Origin of the sequence: Bradyrhizobium sp. CCBAU 53415, assembly GCF_028128735.1 — a bacterium.
Classification (GTDB): Bacteria; Pseudomonadota; Alphaproteobacteria; order Rhizobiales; family Xanthobacteraceae; genus Bradyrhizobium.
On the sequence record NZ_LBJF01000027.1, the window covers coordinates 271033 to 288254 of the forward strand.

Sequence of the window (17222 nt, forward strand, 5' to 3'; positions counted from 1 at the left end):
TCGTATCAAGGCGTCGCGGTGCATTCGGAGGGCTGACGTTCCCACGGCGTCACGGCTTGTCCCGGGCACGACGCCTCGGCTTGCACAGCGGTGCATAGAAAAGAAGGCCGCTTGTTCGTGACAAGCGGCCAAGTCAAGGGAGGAAACGCCCGAGCAAAGACAATCGGGCCGGAGCCGGATTGTTGCCAAGGAAACGCTCGCGCAAGGCGCTCGCGTATCCTTACAAATGCAGCAACTGCCGACGGAGTTCAATTCCGGATCAATACGGTACCCGAAATACTACTCACGGGTGTGTGAATCCGCCCATTCACTTTGGCCGGCGGCAATTATAGGCCTTGCGGAACCCGGCCGCCTGGGCGTCGTCCTCCGAGCAGAACCAGCGGTCGGGCTTGGTTATCGCGGGATAGCTCGGGCAGCCGCGCAGATGATAGATGCCGATATTGCCGGTGACGCGGGCGCGCGCCGCAAGCTTGCCTTTGATGCTGCAGCTGGGCGGCATCGGCAGTTCCTCCGGAAACAGCACGGCGCGGATTTCCTTGTCACGGTCCGGGCGGCAGGCGGCCCCCAGGAGCGCGCCGTCCTTCTTGCCGCTCCGGAAATCTTGCGGTGCAACAAAGCAACCTTTCCAGATCCCGGCCGCCGCCGTCTTGGCTTCGGTGGCCGCCGGCTTGAAGTTGGCCTTGATCGGCTCGCGAGCGAGGGCAAAGCCGAGCTTGATCAGTTGCTCGTTCAGGCTAGCCTTGTCGCCCTCGGCAGTGCAGATCGCGCGGTGCCGCTTGCCAAAGCTCTTTTCCGGGCCGACATCGTCGCAACGTACGGTGCGCTTGTTGATCAGCTTCGCCAGCTGGTCGCGGGCCTCGATGCCGCAGGTCCAGGCATCGGCGTGATCGTCGATGCAGATCTGATCCAGCTCGGGTGCATCGACGCCGTCCAGCCGATAGGTCACGTCGCCGAACTGGATCGAGTTGCCGTCACGGACCGTCGCGGCGCCGGTAAGCGCGGAGACTGGCCCGGACGAGGCCAGAAATCCGGGCAAGGCGAGAAACGAAACGAGCGCAAAGGCGCGGGCGGTGGCAAAGAAATTTCGGGAGGACATACGGTCTCGCTATCGATGGCTCGTGCGCCTCGTTCCTAGCATCCGGATGTGGCGATACCAATGGTCTGCACCCTGCGAAGTGCGACATTCCGGCCTCGCGGCTTTACTCGGCCGTCGCTCTGACCCTATCGTTCGCCGGCCTCGCTGACCGCGAAAGGCCGAATCGCCCGGAAAGCGGCGAGGGGAGGACAAGGTTACGATGAAAGACCCCGTGGACGTCCTGATCATCGGCGCCGGCGCTTCAGGCGCAGCGGTGGCGTGGTCGCTGGCCGAGACCAAGATGCACATCCTCTGCCTGGAGCAGGGCGGCTGGATGAACCCGGCGGAATATCCCAGCACGGGGCGGGATTGGGAGGCCAAGTTCTACGGGGAATGGTCGTCGAGTCCGAACGTCCGCGGCCGGCCTGAAGACTACCCGATCAACGACGACAATTCCCCGATCAAGGTGGTGAACTACAACGCCGTCGGCGGCTCGACCGTGATGTACACCGCGCACTGGCCGCGGCTGCATCCCTCCGATTTCAAGGTGAAGACGCTCGACGGCGTCGCCGACGACTGGCCGATCGACTACGATGCGCTGACCCCGTTCTTCGAAGAGAATGACCGCATGATGGGCACGTCCGGCCTGTCGGGCGATCCACTCTCGCCGCTGACGCATCCGCCGATGCCGCAGCAGCCGCTCGGATTGTCCGGCGCCATCATCGGCAAGGCCATGAACAAGCTCGGCTGGCACTGGTGGCCGTCGGACACGACGGTCGCGACCATGGACTATGAGGGCCGGGCGCGCTGCATCAACCTCGGCCATTGTACGCCCGCCTGCGCGCAGGGCGCGAAGTCATCCACCGACATCACCTATTGGCCGCATGCCATCCGCGCCGGCGTCGAGCTGCGCACCCATTGCCGGGTGCGGGAGATCACCACCGACGAGAACGGCATGGCTTCGGGCGTGGTCTATTACGACAAGGACGGCGTCGAGCAGTTTCAGCCCGCGCACGTCGTCATCATCGCCTGCAACGGGGTCGGCACGCCGCGGCTGCTTTTGAACTCCGCATCCGGCCGCTTCCCCAATGGCCTTGCCAATTCGTCCGGCCTCGTGGGCAAGAACCTGATGTTCCATCCCTATGCGCAAATTTATGGATTTGTGAAGGAGCCGACCGACAGCAACCGCGCGCCGCCGACCTGCCTGTGGAGCAAGGAATTTTACGACACCGACCTGTCGCGCGGCTTCGTGCGCGGCTACGGCATCCAGTTCGGCCGCGGCGCGGGGCCGGTGTTCGAGGCGGTCGCGAGCGAGCAGAAAGGCATTCTGCCATGGGGCGCCGACCATCATCGCGTATTCCGCAAGCTCAACGGTCATCGGCTCGCGGTGTCGGCAATCTGCGAGGATCTACCCGAGGAGCACAACCGCGTCACGCTCGATCCCGTGCTGAAGGACGGTCACGGAATCCCTGCGCCCAAGATCGACTATACGATCAGCGAGAACAGCCGGAAAATGATGGAGCACGGGTTGGCGCGCGGCCGGGAGATTCTCGAGACCGCCGGCGCGACCGACATCTGCATCAACAATCCGATCCCCTGGGGCGGCTGGCACCTGCTCGGCACCGCGCGCATGGGCACCGACCCCGAACGTTCCGTGGTCAACGAATGGGGCCGCTCGCATGACGTGAAGAACCTCTTCATCGTCGACGGCAGCATCTTCGTCACCTCGGGCGGCGTGAACCCGACGTCAACCATCCAGGCCCTCGCGCTCTACATCGCCGACCAGATGAAGCAGCGCCTCGCCAATTTGTTCGATTGAGATCGTCATGACCGCAGACAATCAACTGACACGCAGGCAACGAGACGACCTTCGCGTCGTCGCCGGAATGATTATTCCCGCCAGCGACGAGTACAAGGTGCCCGGCGCCGACGATGCTGCGATCCAGGCCGATCTCCAGGCGACGCTCGGCCGCGACTCCAAGCTGGTGGTAGCGGCGCTGGAGCATTTGGCGCGGCTGGCGGGAGGGCCGCTGGCCGAGCTCGATGCCGGGCGGCGCGATGCCGTGGCGCAAGAGTTCCGCAAGCACGGCGGTGTCGCCGCGGCAACGCTCGTCCGCGTGGTCCTGCAATGCTACTACCGCGACGACCGCGTGCTGCGCTCGCTTGGGCTGGAGCCGCGCGCACCGTTCCCCAAGGGGCATGTGCTGCCGGACGGCCACTGGTCGTTGCTCGACCCGGTCAAGGCGCGGGCGGGCACGCTGCGGCGGGCGACCTAGCCATCTGGGCAGTCCAGCCCAGCGCTCCAGGCGGGCACCTTGCGCGGCAGGGAGCAGGCCACCATCTGTGTGAGCCTCAAGGACTCTTGCCATGTTGGACTTCACCTCAGATATCGTCGATGACGCATCGTCATCGCGAACGACACCATCTGCCCCTGTCGACGACGGGGCCCTGCTGGACGCCTATTCCAATGCGGTGATCGACGTGACCGACCGTGTCGGTCCCGCGGTCGTGCGCGTCGAGACCGGGCCGAAGGTGCCGAACGGCCGCGAGCGCGGCGGGCTCGGCTCGGGCATCGTGATCTCGCCGGATGGACTCGTGCTCACCAATAGCCACGTGGTCGGCACTTCGAAGGAGATTCGGCTGCGCGACGTCGAGGGTCATGTCGGCGACGCGCAGGTGCTCGGCGTCGATCCCGACACGGATCTTGCGCTCCTGCGCGCCAACGGCGTGCGCCACTTGCCCTATGCCGCGCTCGGCAACTCCAAGAGCCTTCGGCGTGGCCAGCTGGTGATCGCGATCGGCAATCCGCTCGGGTTCGAATCGACCGTGACGGCCGGCGTGGTCTCCGCGCTGGGGCGTTCGATCCGTTCCGTCAGCGGGCGCACCATCGAGGACGTGATCCAGACCGATGCCGCGCTCAATCCCGGCAATTCGGGCGGGCCGCTGGTGTCGTCGAATGCCGAGGTGATCGGCATCAACACCGCCATCATCAACGGCGCGCAAGGCATCTGCTTTGCGGTTGCCAGCAACACCGCGCAATTCGTGCTGTCGGAGATCATCCGCCACGGCTATGTCCGCCGCGCCTATATCGGCGTTGCCGGCCAGACCGCGCCGGTCCCGCGCCGGCACGCGGTGCTGGCCGGCGTCGACAACAAGATGGGCGCGCTCTTGATGCAGATCGAGCCGGATGGACCTGCGGCCAAGGCGGGCCTGTTGCCTGGCGACGTCGTGATCAGGCTCGACGGCGTCGAGATCAACGGCGTCGATGATCTGATCCGCGTGCTCGACCGCGACCGGATCGGCCGGCGGCTTGCCATGGACGTGTTGCGGCTCGGCCGGCTGCGGGCGATCGATATCGATCCGATCGAGCGCAAGAAGGCGCGCTAGCTGCGAGCCCGGGGGCGCGGTATGACGGCGTCATGCCTCGCTCACGGAACCTTGCCGCATGATGCCGGCGCACGAGACCTACGACGTCATTGTCATCGGGGCCGGTGCCGGTGGCATGACGGCCGCGGCCGTCGCCGCCGCTGAAGGCCTGCGCGTGCTGGTGATCGAGAAGACCGCCTTCGTCGGCGGCACCACTGCCTGGTCCGGCGGCATGATCTGGATTCCCGCCAATGCCAAGATGGAGGCGGGGTTGTCGGACAGTATCACGGACGCAGTTCGGTATCTGTCGAGCACGGTGCCTGAGCCCGCCAATGCCGGCCTGCGCGCCGCCTTCCTCGCGCGCGGACCGGAGGCGATCGGCTATCTCGAAGCCAACACCGCGGTGCGGCTCCAGCCGGTGAAGGACTATCCGGACTATTATCCGGAACGGCTGGGCGCGACGCGCGGCGGCCGCGTGCTGGAGCCGGTTGCTTTCGACGGCGTCTGGCTGGGAAAGAGTTTGGCGCGATTGCGGCCACCGCTGCCGGAGTGCCCGCGGTTCGGCGGGATGATGGTCAACCGCCTCGACATTTCGCATCTAGGCCGGATCGGAACGTCGCTGCGCTCGACCTTGCGTGCGGTGCAGTTGTTTTCTTCGTATGCGTGCCAACGCTTGCGATCGCCGCACGGCACGATACTGCATCCCGGCAATGCGCTCGCCGCGCAGCTGTATGCCACGCTGCTGGCGCGGCGGGTCGAGATCCTCTTCAGCGCCGATGTCGAGGACTTGTCGATGCGGGACGAGCGTGTCGCCGGTGTGGTGATCCGCCACGGCGCCCGCGACCGCCTGATCGCGGCGCGCCGCGGCGTGGTGCTCGCGACTGGTGGCTTCTCGTACGATGTCAGCTTGCGCAAACGCTTCTTCCCGGCCGGGGCAGGCTTCATCTCAGCAGCCTGTGCGTCGGGTACGGGCGACGGGATTCGGCTCGCGATTGCGGCCGGTGCAGCGCTCAATACGGACGCGACGAGCGCAGCCTATTGGGTCCCGGTCTCGCTGTTCCGCCGCACCGATGGCAGCCGCGGCGTGTTCCCGCACATGGTGACAGACCGCGCCAAGCCCGGCGTGATCGCCGTCAACGCGGCCGGCAGGCGTTTCGTCAACGAGGCGCTGTCCTACCACGAGTTCGTGCTCGCAATGTTCCGCGATGGCAATGGTGAGCCGGATCTTCCATTTTACTTGATCTGCGACCGCGATTTCCTGTGGAGCTATGGCCTCGGCCGTATCAAGCCGTTCACACGCCGTGTCCGGCGCTATGTCGCAAGCGGCGAGTTGATCCGGGCCCCTGACGTTGCACAGCTGGCGGCGAAGATGGGCATCAAGCCGTCTACGCTCTCGGCCACGATTGCGGCCTACAACGCCGATGCGAAGGAGGGGCGCGATCCCGAATTCGGTCGCGGCAGCACCACCTATCAGCGCCATCTCGGCGATGCCACACTCAGGCCCAATCCTTGCGTCGCGCCGATCGTCCGCGCGCCGTTCTTCGCGCTGCGCATCTATCCGGCGGATCTCGGCACAGCCATCGGCATGACGGTGGATGCGCAGGCGCGGGTGCTGCGCAAGGATGGCACGCCGATCGCGGGCCTCTATGCCTGCGGCAACGACATGGCCTCGATCATGAACGGCAATTGTCCGGGTCCGGGCATCACCCTCGGGCCGGCGCTGACGTTCGGGTATATCGCGGGGCGGCATCTGGCTGAGGGGAGCGTGGCGGCGTCGGGTGCCACGAAAGCATCTGCCTGACTGTCGTCTCCTCTGTCTCCACAATTTCCGTCATTGCGAGCGAAGCGAAGCAATCCGGGCTGTTTCTTCGGCGGGATTCTGGATTGCTTCATCGCAAGGGCTCCTCGCAACGACGACGAGAAGCCTTCGCCCTTCTAACGGTTACTCCGCTGCTGCTGCAAAGCGGCTGTTTTCCAGCTCCGCTTCCAGCCGCGCCGTCTCGGCCGCCGCCAGCTTGATGCTGGCTTCCTTGACATGGCCGAAGCCGCGGATCGTTTCCGGCACACGCGCAAGCCGTGCGAGCAGCGGAATCTGCTCCGCCCTCAGCCCGGCGATCCGCTGATCGATCATGCCAAGATAATCCGCGATCAGCTTCCGCTCGGTCCGGCGCTCCTCGGTGCGGCCGAACGGATCGAACAGGCCGCCGCGCAGGAACTTGAGCTTTGCGAGAACGCGGAAGGCATGGATCATCCAGCCGCCGAATTCCTGTTTCTGGAGCCGACCCGTCACCTTGTCGCGCTGCGCGAAGATCGGCGGGGCGAGGTGGTACTTCAGCGTGAAGTCCCCGTCGAACTTTTCCGACACCTTCCTGGCAAAGCTGCCGTCGGTGTAGAGTCGTGCGACCTCGTATTCGTCCTTGTAGGACATCAGCTTGAACAGGTTTTTCGCGATGGCCTCGGTCAGCTCCGTGGATGCGGGCGAGGCTGCGCTCTCCGCCTCACGCACCTTGGTAACGGCCGCAAGGTAACGATCGGCATACGCCCTGTCCTGATAGGCGGTCAAAAACTCCACGCGGGTCGCGATGATGTCGTCGAGCGACTTCGTCGGCGCGGACGCCCGGTTCTTGAACTGCAGCACGCTGCGCACCCGCGACATGTCGTGGGCGGCGAGCCGCCCCCAGGTGAAGGCGAGCTTGTTCATCTCGATCGCGGCGCCGTTGATCTCGATGGCGCGGAGCAGGGCCTCCAGCGACAGCGGGATCGCGCCCTTCTGGAAAGCGAAGCCGAGCATGAAGGGGTTGGTCGCGATGCTGTCGCCCATCAGCGCCGCGGCAATGCCCGTGGCGTCGATGATGTCGAGGTTCTTGTCGCCGATGGCGTCGCGCAGCACGGTCTGCATCGTGCCCATCTCGAAGTCGAGATCGGGGTTTTGCACGAAGCTTGCGGTCGGCTGCAGGTCGGCGTTGATGTAGGCCTTGGTCACGCCGCGCTCGGCGCGGCTAAGCGCGGAGGGACCTGCCGAGACGATCATGTCGCAGCCGAGGATGACGTCGGCGCCGCCGGTGGTGATGCGGACCGCGGAGATGTCCTCCGGCCTCCGTGCGATGCGGACATGGCTCATCACGGCGCCGTTCTTCTGCGACAGGCCGGTGAAGTCGAGCGCCGAGCAGCCGCGGCCGTCGACATGGGCGGCCATGCCGAGCAGCGCGCCGATGGTGATGACACCGGTGCCGCCGATGCCGGTGACGAGGATGTTGTAGGGGCCGTCGAGCTCGCGCGCGGGCGGCAGCGGCAGATCGGCGAACAGCTGGCCGGAATCCACCGCCGAGGTCTTCATCCGCTTCAGCGTGCCGCCATGCACGGTGACGAAGCTCGGGCAGAAGCCCTCGACGCAGGAGAAGTCCTTGTTGCAGTTCGACTGGTCGATCTGGCGCTTGCGACCGAACTCGGTCTCCAGCGGCTGCACCGAGACGCAGTTGGAGGCCTGCGAGCAGTCGCCGCAGCCTTCGCAGACCAGCTCGTTGATGAAGGCGCGCTTGGCGGGATCAGGATACAGCCCGCGCTTGCGGCGGCGGCGCTTCTCGGCGGCGCAGGTCTGGTCGTAGATGATGACGGTGAGGCCCTTGATGTCGCGCAGCTCGCGCTGCACGGCATCGAGCTCGCGGCGGTGATGGATGGTCGCGCCCTGCGGGAAGTAATTCCCGGCCGGATATTTCGTGGGATCGTCCGAGACGATTGCGAGCCGCTTGACGCCCTCGGCCCAGACCTGATGCGCGATCTGGGCGACGTTGAAGGCACCCTCAGCCGGCTGGCCGCCGGTCATCGCAACGGCATCGTTGTAGAGGATCTTGTAGGTGATGCTGATGCCGGCGGCCGAAGCCGCGCGCAGCGCCAGCAATCCGGAATGGGTATAGGTGCCGTCGCCGAGGTTCTGGAAGATGTGCTTCTCGGTGGTGAAGGGCGACTGGCCGATCCAGTTCACGCCCTCGGCGCCCATATGCGAGATCAGGTCGGTGCGGCGGGTCGGCATGCTCAGGGCCATGCCGTGACAGCCGATGCCGGCCATGGCGCGGCTTCCTTCGGGCACGCGCGTCGAGGTGTTGTGCGGGCAGCCCGAGCAGAAGAACGGCGTGCGCGCGAGCTTGATCGGCGCGCTGGCGGTGAGGGGGTGGTCGAACGCCTCGAGCCGGGCAAGGCGCTGCTCCAGCACCGGGCTGTGATGGCCGAGCTTGCGCAAGCGCGCCACGAGCGCGGACGCGACGATGGTCGGCGTCAGTTCGCCCTCGCTCGGCAGCAGCGGCGCGCCGCGCTCGTCGCGCTTGCCCGTGACGGTCGGGCGTCTGGACGCATCGATATTGTAGAGAATGCGCATCAGCTGGTCTTCGATGAAGCCGCGCTTCTCCTCGACCACCAGTACATCTTGAAGACCTTCGGCGAAACGCCTGGCGCCGCTTTCCTCCAGCGGCCAGGTCATCGCGACCTTGTAGATGCGAAGGCCGAGATCCTGGGCGTCCTTGTCGGTTATGCCCAAGTCGGCGAGCGCCTGGCGCAGGTCGAGATAGGCCTTGCCGGTCGCGACGATGCCGAGCCGTGCCGGCTTGGAATCGAGCACGATGCGGTCGAGCTGGTTGGCGCGGGCGAAGGCCTGCACCGCTTCCATCTTCGGACCGAACAGGCGCTTCTCGGCATCGAGCGGCGGATCGGGCCAGCGGATGTTGAGGCCGCCGGGCGGCATCTCGAAATCGTCGGGCAGCCTGATCTGGATACGTTCGGGGTCGCTATAGATCGACGCCGAGCTCTCGACGGTCTCGCTGATCGCCTTGAAGCCGACCCAGCAGCCCGAGAAGCGGGACAACGCGAAGCCGTAGAGGCCGAGGTCGAGATAGTCCTGCAGCGTTGCCGGATTGATCACGGGGATCAGCGCCGCCGCGAACACCTGCTCGCTCTGATGCGCCAAGGTCGAGGACTGGCAGCCATGGTCGTCGCCGGCGAGCGCCAGCACGCCGCCATTGAGCGAAGTGCCGGCCGCGTTGGCATGCTTGAGCGCATCGACCGAGCGATCGACACCGGGGCCCTTGCCATACCAGATGCCGAACACGCCATCGACCTTGGCGCCGGGAAACAGGCCAACCTGCTGGCTGCCCCACACGGCGGTTGCAGCTAAGTCCTCGTTCAGGCCGGGCACGAAGGCGATGTCGTGCTGCTGGAGGTGCGGCTTCGCCCGCCACAGCGCGTGGTCGTACATGCCGAGCGGAGAACCGCGATAGCCGGAAATGAAGCCGCCGGTGTTGAGCCCCTGTAGCCGGTCGCGTTCGCGCTGCAACATGGGCAGGCGGACCAGAGCCTGGGTGCCGGACAGGAAGATCCGCTTCGATTCGAGCCGGTATTTATCGTCCAGCTCGACCTGCATCAGCGTCATTTCGGGAGTCCTTGTCTTTCGTTCGGCTTGAATACGGCTTGGGGTTTGCGCTGCGGGAGGGATTGCGGCTGCGCGACGCGAATTGTGACAGTCAAAAGCATGGGCCGGCGAAGTCAATATCGCTGGCCGCATCCGTGGCGGTCCTGCTAGTCATGGCTGATTGTGGAGAACATCATGGCCGCGAACGCATTCGACACTGAGATCACCGAGACCGCCGAGGCGCTGATCGGCCCGTGGCGCCAGCCGCGTCAGATGCTGCAAGCGCAGACTTACGATGCGCACGCCTCCATCCACGATGACACCACCGCGCAAAAGCTCGGCTTCAAGGGGGGTACGATCGAGGGACCGACGCATTTCAGCCAGTTCGCGCCGCTCGGCGAACGGCTCTGGGGACGTGCCTGGTTCGAGACGGGCTGCCTGTCCGCGCATTATCGCAGTGTCTGCTACGAAGGTGAGGAGGTGCAGGCGATCCTGTCGAAGCCATTGCCCGGCACGAACCAGTGCCGAATTCAGATGGTCAAGCGCGACGGCACCGAGGTGCTGCGCGGTACGGCCTCGGTCGGCGATGCGTCGGTTGCGACCGCGCTCGAGGCGCGCCTCGGCGAGCTCAAGCCGCTCACGGATCCCGTGATCTTGCGCGATGTGAAGGTGGCGCAGACCGGCAAGCGTCAGGCGGTGCGCATGGCGTTCGACCAGAACATGGGCGACCTTTATCCGTTTTCCCTTCGACAGAAGCTCGCCGTCATCACCGAGAACTCGCCCTATTATTCGGGCGCGGACAATCCGTGGGGCAAGCCCTTCATCCCGATGGAGATGCTGAGCGTGCTGTTCCAGTACCGCTCCAAGGACGATCCGCTGCCGGCCAAGGGTCCGGCCGTCGGCCTGTTTGCCGATCAGGAGATCAGGCTGGTGAAGGGCCCGCTCTTCGTCGACGAGGAGTACGAAGTCGAGCGCGAGGTCGTCGCGCTCTCCGGCAGCCGCCGCACCGAAAGCGCCTGGGTGAAGACACGTGTGTTCGACAAGGCGGGCACGATGGTCGCGACCATGTTGCTGAACATGGCGACGCTGAAGGACTCTTACGCGCCGTACGAGGAAGAGTATCGGCGGCTGTATGGGGCAGGGCGGTAGTCTCCTCGTCATTCCGGGGCGCGCTCAGCGCGAGCCCGGAATCCATTTTACCGCGGACTTTGGCGCCCGATGGATTCCGGGCTCGAGGCTTCGCGCCACCCGGAATGACCAGTGGAGAGCGCTCAACCTCTAGGCAAATGCACGTCGCAAAGCCGTCGCTCAGGGAATAAGCAGAAATCGATCGCCGGCGTAACATTCTGACTATACAACGGATTTCCTCGCCACCCGCACCCCACTGCAATTGTACACAATGGCACGGCGCTTGCAGAACTCCTGGCCAAGAGAGTTCTTGCGGGGCCTGCGTCATGTTGAACTCAGCCAAGCCGACAAAGGGCGTCATCGGCGCAGAGCCCGAGCCGATCAAGCTCGACTGGCCCGCCACCGCGCTTCTCATCATCGACATGCAGCGCGACTTCATGGAGCCCGGCGGCTTTGGTGAGACGCTCGGCAACGACGTCAGCCAGCTTGCACGCGCGGTGAAGCCGATCGGCGCGGTGCTGACAGCGGCGCGCGACACCGGCATGCTGGTCATCCACACGCGCGAGGGACATCTGCCCGATCTCTCCGACGCGCCACCGGCGAAGGTCGAACGCGGCGCGCCGAGCCTTCGCATCGGCGACCCCGGTCCGATGGGGCGCATTCTCATTCGGGGTGAGGCCGGTCACGACATCATTCCCGAGCTCTATCCGCTCGACAGCGAAATCGTGATCGACAAGCCGGGCAAGGGCGCCTTCTACGCCACCGAGCTCGGCGACGTCCTCGAGAAGTACGGCATCGAGAACCTGCTGGTGTGCGGCGTCACGACGGAAGTGTGCGTCAACACCACCGTGCGCGAGGCCAATGACCGCGGCTATCGCTGCGTCGTCATCTCCGACGGCTGCGCATCCTACTTCCCCGAATTTCACGAGATGGGCCTGAAGATGATCAAGGCCCAGGGCGGCATCTTCGGCTGGGTTGCGAACTCAGCCGCAGTCCTGGAGGCGATGAAGGTTTCGACCACATAGGGGTAACATCATGAGCACATTGACGGGCACGGCGGCCGGCAAATCTGAGATCAATACGTCCGGGTTCAAGCCGGCGCTATGGACATCGGGCGACTGGAACGCTTTCTTCGGCTTCGGCACCAACATCCTCGTCAACATGCTGGTGCTCACGGGCCTCTTGCGCTTCGTGCTGAAGATGCCGGACAGTCTGGTGTTCGGCCGCATCCTGCCCGCCCTCGGGCTGATGATGTGCCTGTCCACCTTCTATTATGCGTACCTCGCCTACCGGCTTGCGCAGAAGACCGGCCGCAACGATGTCTGCGCGCTGCCCTCGGGCGTCAGCGTGCCGCACATGTTCATCGTCACCTTCGTGATCATGCTGCCGATCACGCTGAAGACCGGTGATCCGCTCAAGGGCTGGTCCGCGGGCCTCGTCTGGGTGTTCTTCCAGAGCTTCATCCTCATGATCGGCGGCTTCATTGCGCCCTTCATCCGCAAGATCACGCCGCGCGCGGCGCTGCTCGGCACGCTTGCCGGCGTCTCCGTCACCTTCATCTCGATGCGGCCCGCGCTTGAAATGTACATGACGCCGCAGATCGGGCTGGTCTGCTTCGCCATCATCCTGGTGAGCTGGTTCGGCGGCGTGAAATACTGGCGCGGGATTCCCGCAGGTCTCGTCGCCATTGCCGCCGGCATGATCATCGCCTGGGGCTCGAACCTGTTCGGGCTCGGCCTTGGCGGCTTGAGCCTCAAGGGCGTCGGCGCTGCGTTTGCCAATTTCGGCTTCTCGGTGCCGATCCCGGCGGTGGGCTACGTCTTCTCCGGCTTCGAATTCCTCGGCATCATACTGGTCACCGCCATCCCGTTCGGCATCTATGACCTCGTCGAGGCCATGGACAATGTCGAGAGCGCCGAGGCTGCCGGCGACGAATATCCGACCACGCGCGTGCTGACCGCCGACGGCGTCGTCAGCCTGATCGGCTGCCTGATGGGCAATCCCTTCATCAACGCCGTCTACATCGGCCATCCCGGCTGGAAGGCGATGGGCGGCCGGATCGGTTACTCGGCGGCGACTGGCATCATGGTGGTCGTGCTGGCCTGGTTCGGCATCATCTCGGTCCTGCTGGCACTCGTGCCCGTCGTCGCGATCTCGCCGATCCTGCTCTACATCGGCATGCTGATCGGCGCGCAGGCGTTCCAGACCACGCCGGTGAAGCATGCGCCCGCGATCGTGCTGGCGCTGACCCCACATCTTGCCGCCTGGGCCAAGCTCCAGATCGACACCATGCTGGGCTCGACAATGATGGCGGCGACCAGCGTCGGCGGGCTCGCCGCCGACAAGGCCGACGCGGTCAAGGCTGCCGCCATCGCCGCGCTGCCGCAGCAGGGCGTGTTCTATCACGGATTGGAGGTGATGGGCGGCGGCTCCATCCTCGGTGGTCTGATCCTCGGCGCGATCGGCGTCTTCATCATCGAGCGCGACTTCGAGAAGGCATCGAGCTTTGCTCTGGTCGGTGCCGTGCTCACCTATTTCGGCTTCATGCACGGCGAAGCCGTCGGCATCGGCGGCGGCTTCGGCGTCACGCCCGCAGTGGCGTTGGCCTACGCCGTGATGGCAGCCGGCCTGTTCGCGGCCAGCAAGCTCGGCGCCAGCGAACACTATGCCGCGCATCCGGAGATGTCGGCCGCTCCGGCGGAATAGGCGCGGGTTTCAATTCGGCGGAGCGGCCGGGCGATGGCCCGGCCGCTCCTGTTTCAGGGACGTACGGCCGGCGTCTCCATCGGCAGGCCGTGCGCCCGCGACATCAGATAGAGCTCGAGCGCGACCAGCTCGGGCGAACCGTAGTCATAGGCCTGGGCGCGGACTCCGGTCATGCAGCTCCGCAGCCGGCGCTCGAGGGATCCCAGCGTCTGCCATTCCAAGCGGTAGAGCGGATAACCGGTCGGCTGTCCCTGCGTGATCGGCGCGCCCGCAAGGCGCTTGTCGAAATTGTCGTCGTGGCAGTTGGTGCAGGCGAGGTTGAGCTGCCCCTCGCGCTGCATGTACAGCGCGCGGCCCTGCTCGACAAAGGGCTTGGCTTGCGGATCGTCACCGGCCGTGATCGGGGTGCCGCGCGACTGGTGGGCGGTGAAGGCGGACAATGCCAGCAGATCGCGGCTCTCGTAGGGCAACTGTGTCGCCTGCTGATGATTGGCCCGGCAGAGATTGATGCGCTGGTCGAGCGTGACGGGACGGCCGAGCGCATTGTCGAAGGCCGGGTAGCGTGCGGCAACGCCCTTCATGCTGCTGCGCGCATCGCCATGACAATCCGCGCAGGCTTTGTCGGCGCTGCCGGTCTTCTTCGCCCACAGCGCCTCGCCATCGAGCACGAACAGCATTCCCGGATTGATGGTGTCGTCGTCCTGCATGGCGCGCGTGTCCGGACCCATGAAGGCATAGCCGGAGCGTCGTGCATCGGGTCGGATTTCGCCGGCGAGCAGGGCGGGGGGCGCCGCGGCCAACAATGTCGCCGCCGCCATCGCGCGCCAAGACATCATTCGACCGTGATCGACGCCGACGCGGTGGACGAATAGCCGCTGTCGCCGATCCATTCGAACTCGAACTTGCCGCTTTCCTTGGCGACCGCGAAGAACGACAAATATGGGTTCGCCGCGATCGCCGGAAACAGATCGGCGCGAAAAATCTCAGTGCCGTTGTAACGACAGGTGAAGCTCGTGATGATGTTGCGCGGCACCAGCTTGCCGTCGGCGGTGTGGCGGAAGCCGGTCTCCATGATGTGCGAGGTCAGCGTGCGGATCTCGATGATCTCGCCGCGTTTGGCCTTTGCCGGAACGTTGATGAGGGCGGTCATCAGTTCATCTCCTCGGTGCAGGCGGCCAGCGTCACGACGACGTCGGCGGCAACCTGCCAGAACGTGTCGTCGGAGAGGCGCGCGATCGCGACCACCTTCTGGGTGTCGGCGAGCCGAATCCGGGTCGAGACCTGGGCCCGGCCAGAGGCAGGGCCGAGAAGGAAATTGCCGATGTTCGGCTGTGGGTTCTTCTCGTTGAAAACGTGGATGCTCTTGACGTGGTCGTCCACCGTCATCGGGCTGGCGACGCTCACCGTCATCGGCACCGTGTTGCCGTTCTCGACCAGCGGCGGAATGTCGAGCTTGACCCTGCCGGTGTGAATCTGGGCTTCACCGACGACGTTGCGGATCGCGGTGCTGAGCATCGCCGGTGTTGCCTCGAGTGGCCGCAACGTGACGATCGGCATCGTGCCGGCGACTGTCACGCCTCCGGCGAGGCTCAGGAATTGTCGTCGCGTGGTTGGCATGAACCTAGTCCCGAAGCGTTGCAAGAAAGGCCACGATGTCCTCGATCTCCGCAGCCGACAGGATCGGCTTGCCGGCGAAATTGCGTCCGACGCGAACGAGGCCGTCGGTGCGGTAATAGGACGGCATGATGGTGTCCGGGTTGAAGCGCGAGGCGTCGACCAGCCGAAGCCGCAACTGGCTCACCGACCATCTGTTCCCGGTGCCGGTGAGATCAGGCGCAAGGTCGCCCTGGAACCGGGTTTCCGGAAATGGGCCGGAATGGCAGAGGATGCAAGTCGTTGTGCGCGCAAGCACCAGCGCGCGTCCGCGCGCGGCATCGCCGGGGGAGCCTGTGAGCGATGCAGGAATGCCGTCGCCGACTATTCCGTAGGGCAAGAGCTCGTCCGCTCGGGCGGGCAAGGCGACGGCAAGGCTCGCGACGAATCCCGCAATCGCGAATATTGGATTGACTGGCTGAGGTCGCCGCGCACTCCTCTTACCTCTCCCGCTTGCGGGAGAGGTCGGGCCGAAGGCGAGGGTGAGGGCGAGGGTTCTTTCCTCTTGGGGGGTCTCGCGAGCGGAGACACCCTCTCCCCATCCCTCGCCCGCAGGCGGGGAAGGGGGCGCACCGCGGTCATGGCGACATGCTCGTCTCACCATGTCCTAGCCAAACGTCTCCGCCGTGATGGCCTGAAACCAGCGCTCGGCCTCAGTCGCCTCACGGGCCCGCAATTCGCGCGGCGCGTCGACCGGGCTGGTCGCGCCGCCCTCGACCTCGGCGAAGATGTCGCCCCTAGGCTGGTAGTTGGCGGCGAGCGAGAAGCCGTAACCGGGCGCGACGATGTTGTAGCAGACCCCTGTGAGCCGTGGCGTCTCCGGCGCGCGGCCCGCGAGCAGGTTGACGATCGCGCCAGCGCAGGCCTTGCCCTGCGCGCTTGCAGCGGCGGCCGATTTTGGAATCCCGCCGCCGAGGCAGGCATCGCCGATGACGTGGATGTTCTTGACGAGCTTCGATTCGAAGGTCACGGGATCGATCGGACACCAGCCGGTCGCATCCGCAGCGCCCGCGATCCCGGCAATGCGCCCCGCGCGCTGCGGCGGAATGACATTGGCGACATCAGGGGTGTAGTTGCCGAACTCCGTGACGATGGTCCTCGTCGCGTGATCGACCGAGGTGACGCGGCCGCCCTGCGACAGTGCGATGCGCTCGATCATGTCGCCGTAGAGCTCCTTCCACGCCTTTTCGAACAGTCGCTGCTGGGAGAAAGTGTCCTTGGCGTCGAGGATCAGAACTTTCGAACGCGGCTTCTTCGTCTTCAGGTAATGCGCGATGAGGCCGGCGCGCTCGTAAGGCGCCGGCGGGCAACGTGAGGGATTGGCCGGGATTGCAATGGCGACCGTGCCGCCGTCCGCCATCGCCTCCAACTGCCTGCGCAGCAAAAGCGTTTGCGCGCCGGCCTTCCAGCCGTGCGGCATCGTCTCCGATGCGGCCTCGTCGTAGCCGGGCAGGGCTTCGGGATGGAAGTCGATGCCGGGCGAGAGCACGAGCCGGTCATAGCCAAACGCGGTGCCATCGCCCGTGGTCACGCGACGCTTTTGCGCGTCGATGGTCGTTGCAGCCTGGGCGACGACGGTGATGCCAGTAGCGGCGAGCCTGTCGTAGTCGAACTGCTGCGCCTCGATCTCGCGCAGGCCCGCGATCACCTCGTTGCTGAACGGGCAGGAGATGTAGGTCTTGTTCGGCTCGATCAGGGTGACCTGCAATCTGGCGTCGGCGCGCTTGAGCGCGCGGGCGCAAGCCGCGCCGCCAAAGCCGCCGCCGACCACGACGACGCGGCCCGCCGATTGCGCGCGCAGGATCGAAGGTGCGGCGAGCGTTGTGGCCGCGACGGCGATGCCGAGGACGGCGTTCCGCCGTGTCACCGGCGCATTCATGAGGCCTGTCCGGACAA

General features: G+C 65.5%; 14 protein-coding genes. 7 read left to right on the forward strand and 7 right to left on the reverse strand.

What is annotated here, in order from left to right; genetic code table 11:
• Window positions 1-307: 307 nt before the first annotated feature.
• A complete protein-coding gene (locus XH87_RS29545) occupies window positions 308-1096 on the reverse strand; it encodes a thermonuclease family protein (RefSeq protein ID WP_271589944.1) in 789 nt (262 codons plus the stop codon).
• Between the two features lie 199 nt (window positions 1097-1295).
• Here XH87_RS29545 and XH87_RS29550 point away from each other — a divergent pair, with 199 nt between their 5' ends.
• The 4 genes from XH87_RS29550 (at window position 1296) to XH87_RS29565 (ending at window position 6242) form a co-directional block, all read left to right on the forward strand.
• Window positions 1296-2894 (forward strand): GMC family oxidoreductase, encoded by a 1599-nt coding sequence (locus XH87_RS29550; RefSeq protein WP_271589945.1) that lies wholly within the window; start codon window positions 1296-1298, stop codon window positions 2892-2894.
• Window positions 2895-2901: 7 nt separating this feature from the next.
• A complete protein-coding gene (locus XH87_RS29555; protein WP_271589946.1) occupies window positions 2902-3351 on the forward strand; it encodes a hypothetical protein in 450 nt (149 codons plus the stop codon).
• A gap of 91 nt (window positions 3352-3442) precedes the next feature.
• On the forward strand, window positions 3443-4462 hold the full coding sequence (locus XH87_RS29560; RefSeq protein ID WP_158667919.1) for a S1C family serine protease: 1020 nt from the start codon (window positions 3443-3445) through the stop codon (window positions 4460-4462).
• 58 nt (window positions 4463-4520) lie between these two features.
• A complete protein-coding gene (locus XH87_RS29565) occupies window positions 4521-6242 on the forward strand; it encodes an FAD-dependent oxidoreductase (RefSeq protein WP_271589947.1) in 1722 nt (573 codons plus the stop codon).
• 141 nt (window positions 6243-6383) lie between these two features.
• Here XH87_RS29565 and XH87_RS29570 read toward each other — a convergent pair whose 3' ends face one another.
• The gene (locus XH87_RS29570; protein ID WP_271589948.1) at window positions 6384-9860 is read right to left on the reverse strand and encodes an indolepyruvate ferredoxin oxidoreductase family protein; all 3477 of its coding nucleotides are present in this window, start codon (window positions 9858-9860) and stop codon (window positions 6384-6386) included.
• Window positions 9861-10034: 174 nt separating this feature from the next.
• Here XH87_RS29570 and XH87_RS29575 point away from each other — a divergent pair, with 174 nt between their 5' ends.
• From XH87_RS29575 to XH87_RS29585, 3 genes are all read left to right on the forward strand, one after another.
• The gene (locus tag XH87_RS29575) at window positions 10035-10988 is read left to right on the forward strand and encodes a hypothetical protein (protein ID WP_271589949.1); all 954 of its coding nucleotides are present in this window, start codon (window positions 10035-10037) and stop codon (window positions 10986-10988) included.
• Between the two features lie 305 nt (window positions 10989-11293).
• Complete coding sequence (locus XH87_RS29580; RefSeq protein ID WP_035713742.1) at window positions 11294-11992, forward strand: cysteine hydrolase family protein; 699 nt, start codon at window positions 11294-11296, stop codon at window positions 11990-11992.
• A 10-nt stretch (window positions 11993-12002) separates the two neighbouring features.
• Entirely contained in the window at window positions 12003-13673 is a 1671-nt protein-coding gene (locus XH87_RS29585) for a regulator (protein WP_271589950.1), read from the forward strand.
• A 53-nt stretch (window positions 13674-13726) separates the two neighbouring features.
• Here XH87_RS29585 and soxA read toward each other — a convergent pair whose 3' ends face one another.
• The 5 genes from soxA to XH87_RS29610 form a co-directional block, all read right to left on the reverse strand.
• Window positions 13727-14509, reverse strand: a complete 783-nt coding sequence (gene soxA / locus XH87_RS29590; protein WP_271589951.1) for a sulfur oxidation c-type cytochrome SoxA — start codon at window positions 14507-14509, stop codon at window positions 13727-13729.
• Window positions 14506-14823 carry a thiosulfate oxidation carrier complex protein SoxZ gene (gene soxZ, locus XH87_RS29595; RefSeq protein WP_158667926.1) on the reverse strand — a complete coding sequence of 106 codons (318 nt, stop codon included), beginning with the start codon at window positions 14821-14823 and terminating at the stop codon, window positions 14506-14508. The genes soxA and soxZ overlap by 4 nt, the downstream gene beginning before the upstream one ends.
• Window positions 14823-15290: a SoxY-related AACIE arm protein gene (locus XH87_RS29600; RefSeq protein WP_271589952.1), complete on the reverse strand. Its 468-nt coding sequence runs from the start codon at window positions 15288-15290 to the stop codon at window positions 14823-14825. Before XH87_RS29600 ends, soxZ begins: the two co-directional genes overlap by 1 nt.
• 4 nt (window positions 15291-15294) lie before the next feature.
• Complete coding sequence (soxX, locus tag XH87_RS29605) at window positions 15295-15666, reverse strand: sulfur oxidation c-type cytochrome SoxX (protein WP_271589953.1); 372 nt, start codon at window positions 15664-15666, stop codon at window positions 15295-15297.
• Between the two features lie 267 nt (window positions 15667-15933).
• Window positions 15934-17205, reverse strand: coding sequence for an NAD(P)/FAD-dependent oxidoreductase (locus XH87_RS29610; RefSeq protein WP_271589954.1), 1272 nt, complete (start codon window positions 17203-17205; stop codon window positions 15934-15936).
• Window positions 17206-17222: the final 17 nt, after the last annotated feature.

Bases quoted from the DNA above. Each gene is read 5' to 3' on its own strand.
- XH87_RS29545 (WP_271589944.1), bottom strand. From the start codon at position 1,096: ATGTCCTCCCGAAATTTCTTTGCCACCGCCCGCGCCTTTGCGCTCGTT.
- XH87_RS29550 (WP_271589945.1), top strand. From the start codon at position 1,296: ATGAAAGACCCCGTGGACGTCCTGATCATCGGCGCCGGCGCTTCAGGC.
- XH87_RS29555 (WP_271589946.1), top strand. From the start codon at position 2,902: ATGACCGCAGACAATCAACTGACACGCAGGCAACGAGACGACCTTCGC.
- XH87_RS29560 (WP_158667919.1), top strand. From the start codon at position 3,443: ATGTTGGACTTCACCTCAGATATCGTCGATGACGCATCGTCATCGCGA.
- XH87_RS29565 (WP_271589947.1), top strand. From the start codon at position 4,521: ATGATGCCGGCGCACGAGACCTACGACGTCATTGTCATCGGGGCCGGT.
- XH87_RS29570 (WP_271589948.1), bottom strand. From the start codon at position 9,860: ATGACGCTGATGCAGGTCGAGCTGGACGATAAATACCGGCTCGAATCG.
- XH87_RS29575 (WP_271589949.1), top strand. From the start codon at position 10,035: ATGGCCGCGAACGCATTCGACACTGAGATCACCGAGACCGCCGAGGCG.
- XH87_RS29580 (WP_035713742.1), top strand. From the start codon at position 11,294: ATGTTGAACTCAGCCAAGCCGACAAAGGGCGTCATCGGCGCAGAGCCC.
- XH87_RS29585 (WP_271589950.1), top strand. From the start codon at position 12,003: ATGAGCACATTGACGGGCACGGCGGCCGGCAAATCTGAGATCAATACG.
- soxA (WP_271589951.1), bottom strand. From the start codon at position 14,509: ATGATGTCTTGGCGCGCGATGGCGGCGGCGACATTGTTGGCCGCGGCG.
- soxZ (WP_158667926.1), bottom strand. From the start codon at position 14,823: ATGACCGCCCTCATCAACGTTCCGGCAAAGGCCAAACGCGGCGAGATC.
- XH87_RS29600 (WP_271589952.1), bottom strand. From the start codon at position 15,290: ATGCCAACCACGCGACGACAATTCCTGAGCCTCGCCGGAGGCGTGACA.
- XH87_RS29610 (WP_271589954.1), bottom strand. From the start codon at position 17,205: ATGAATGCGCCGGTGACACGGCGGAACGCCGTCCTCGGCATCGCCGTC.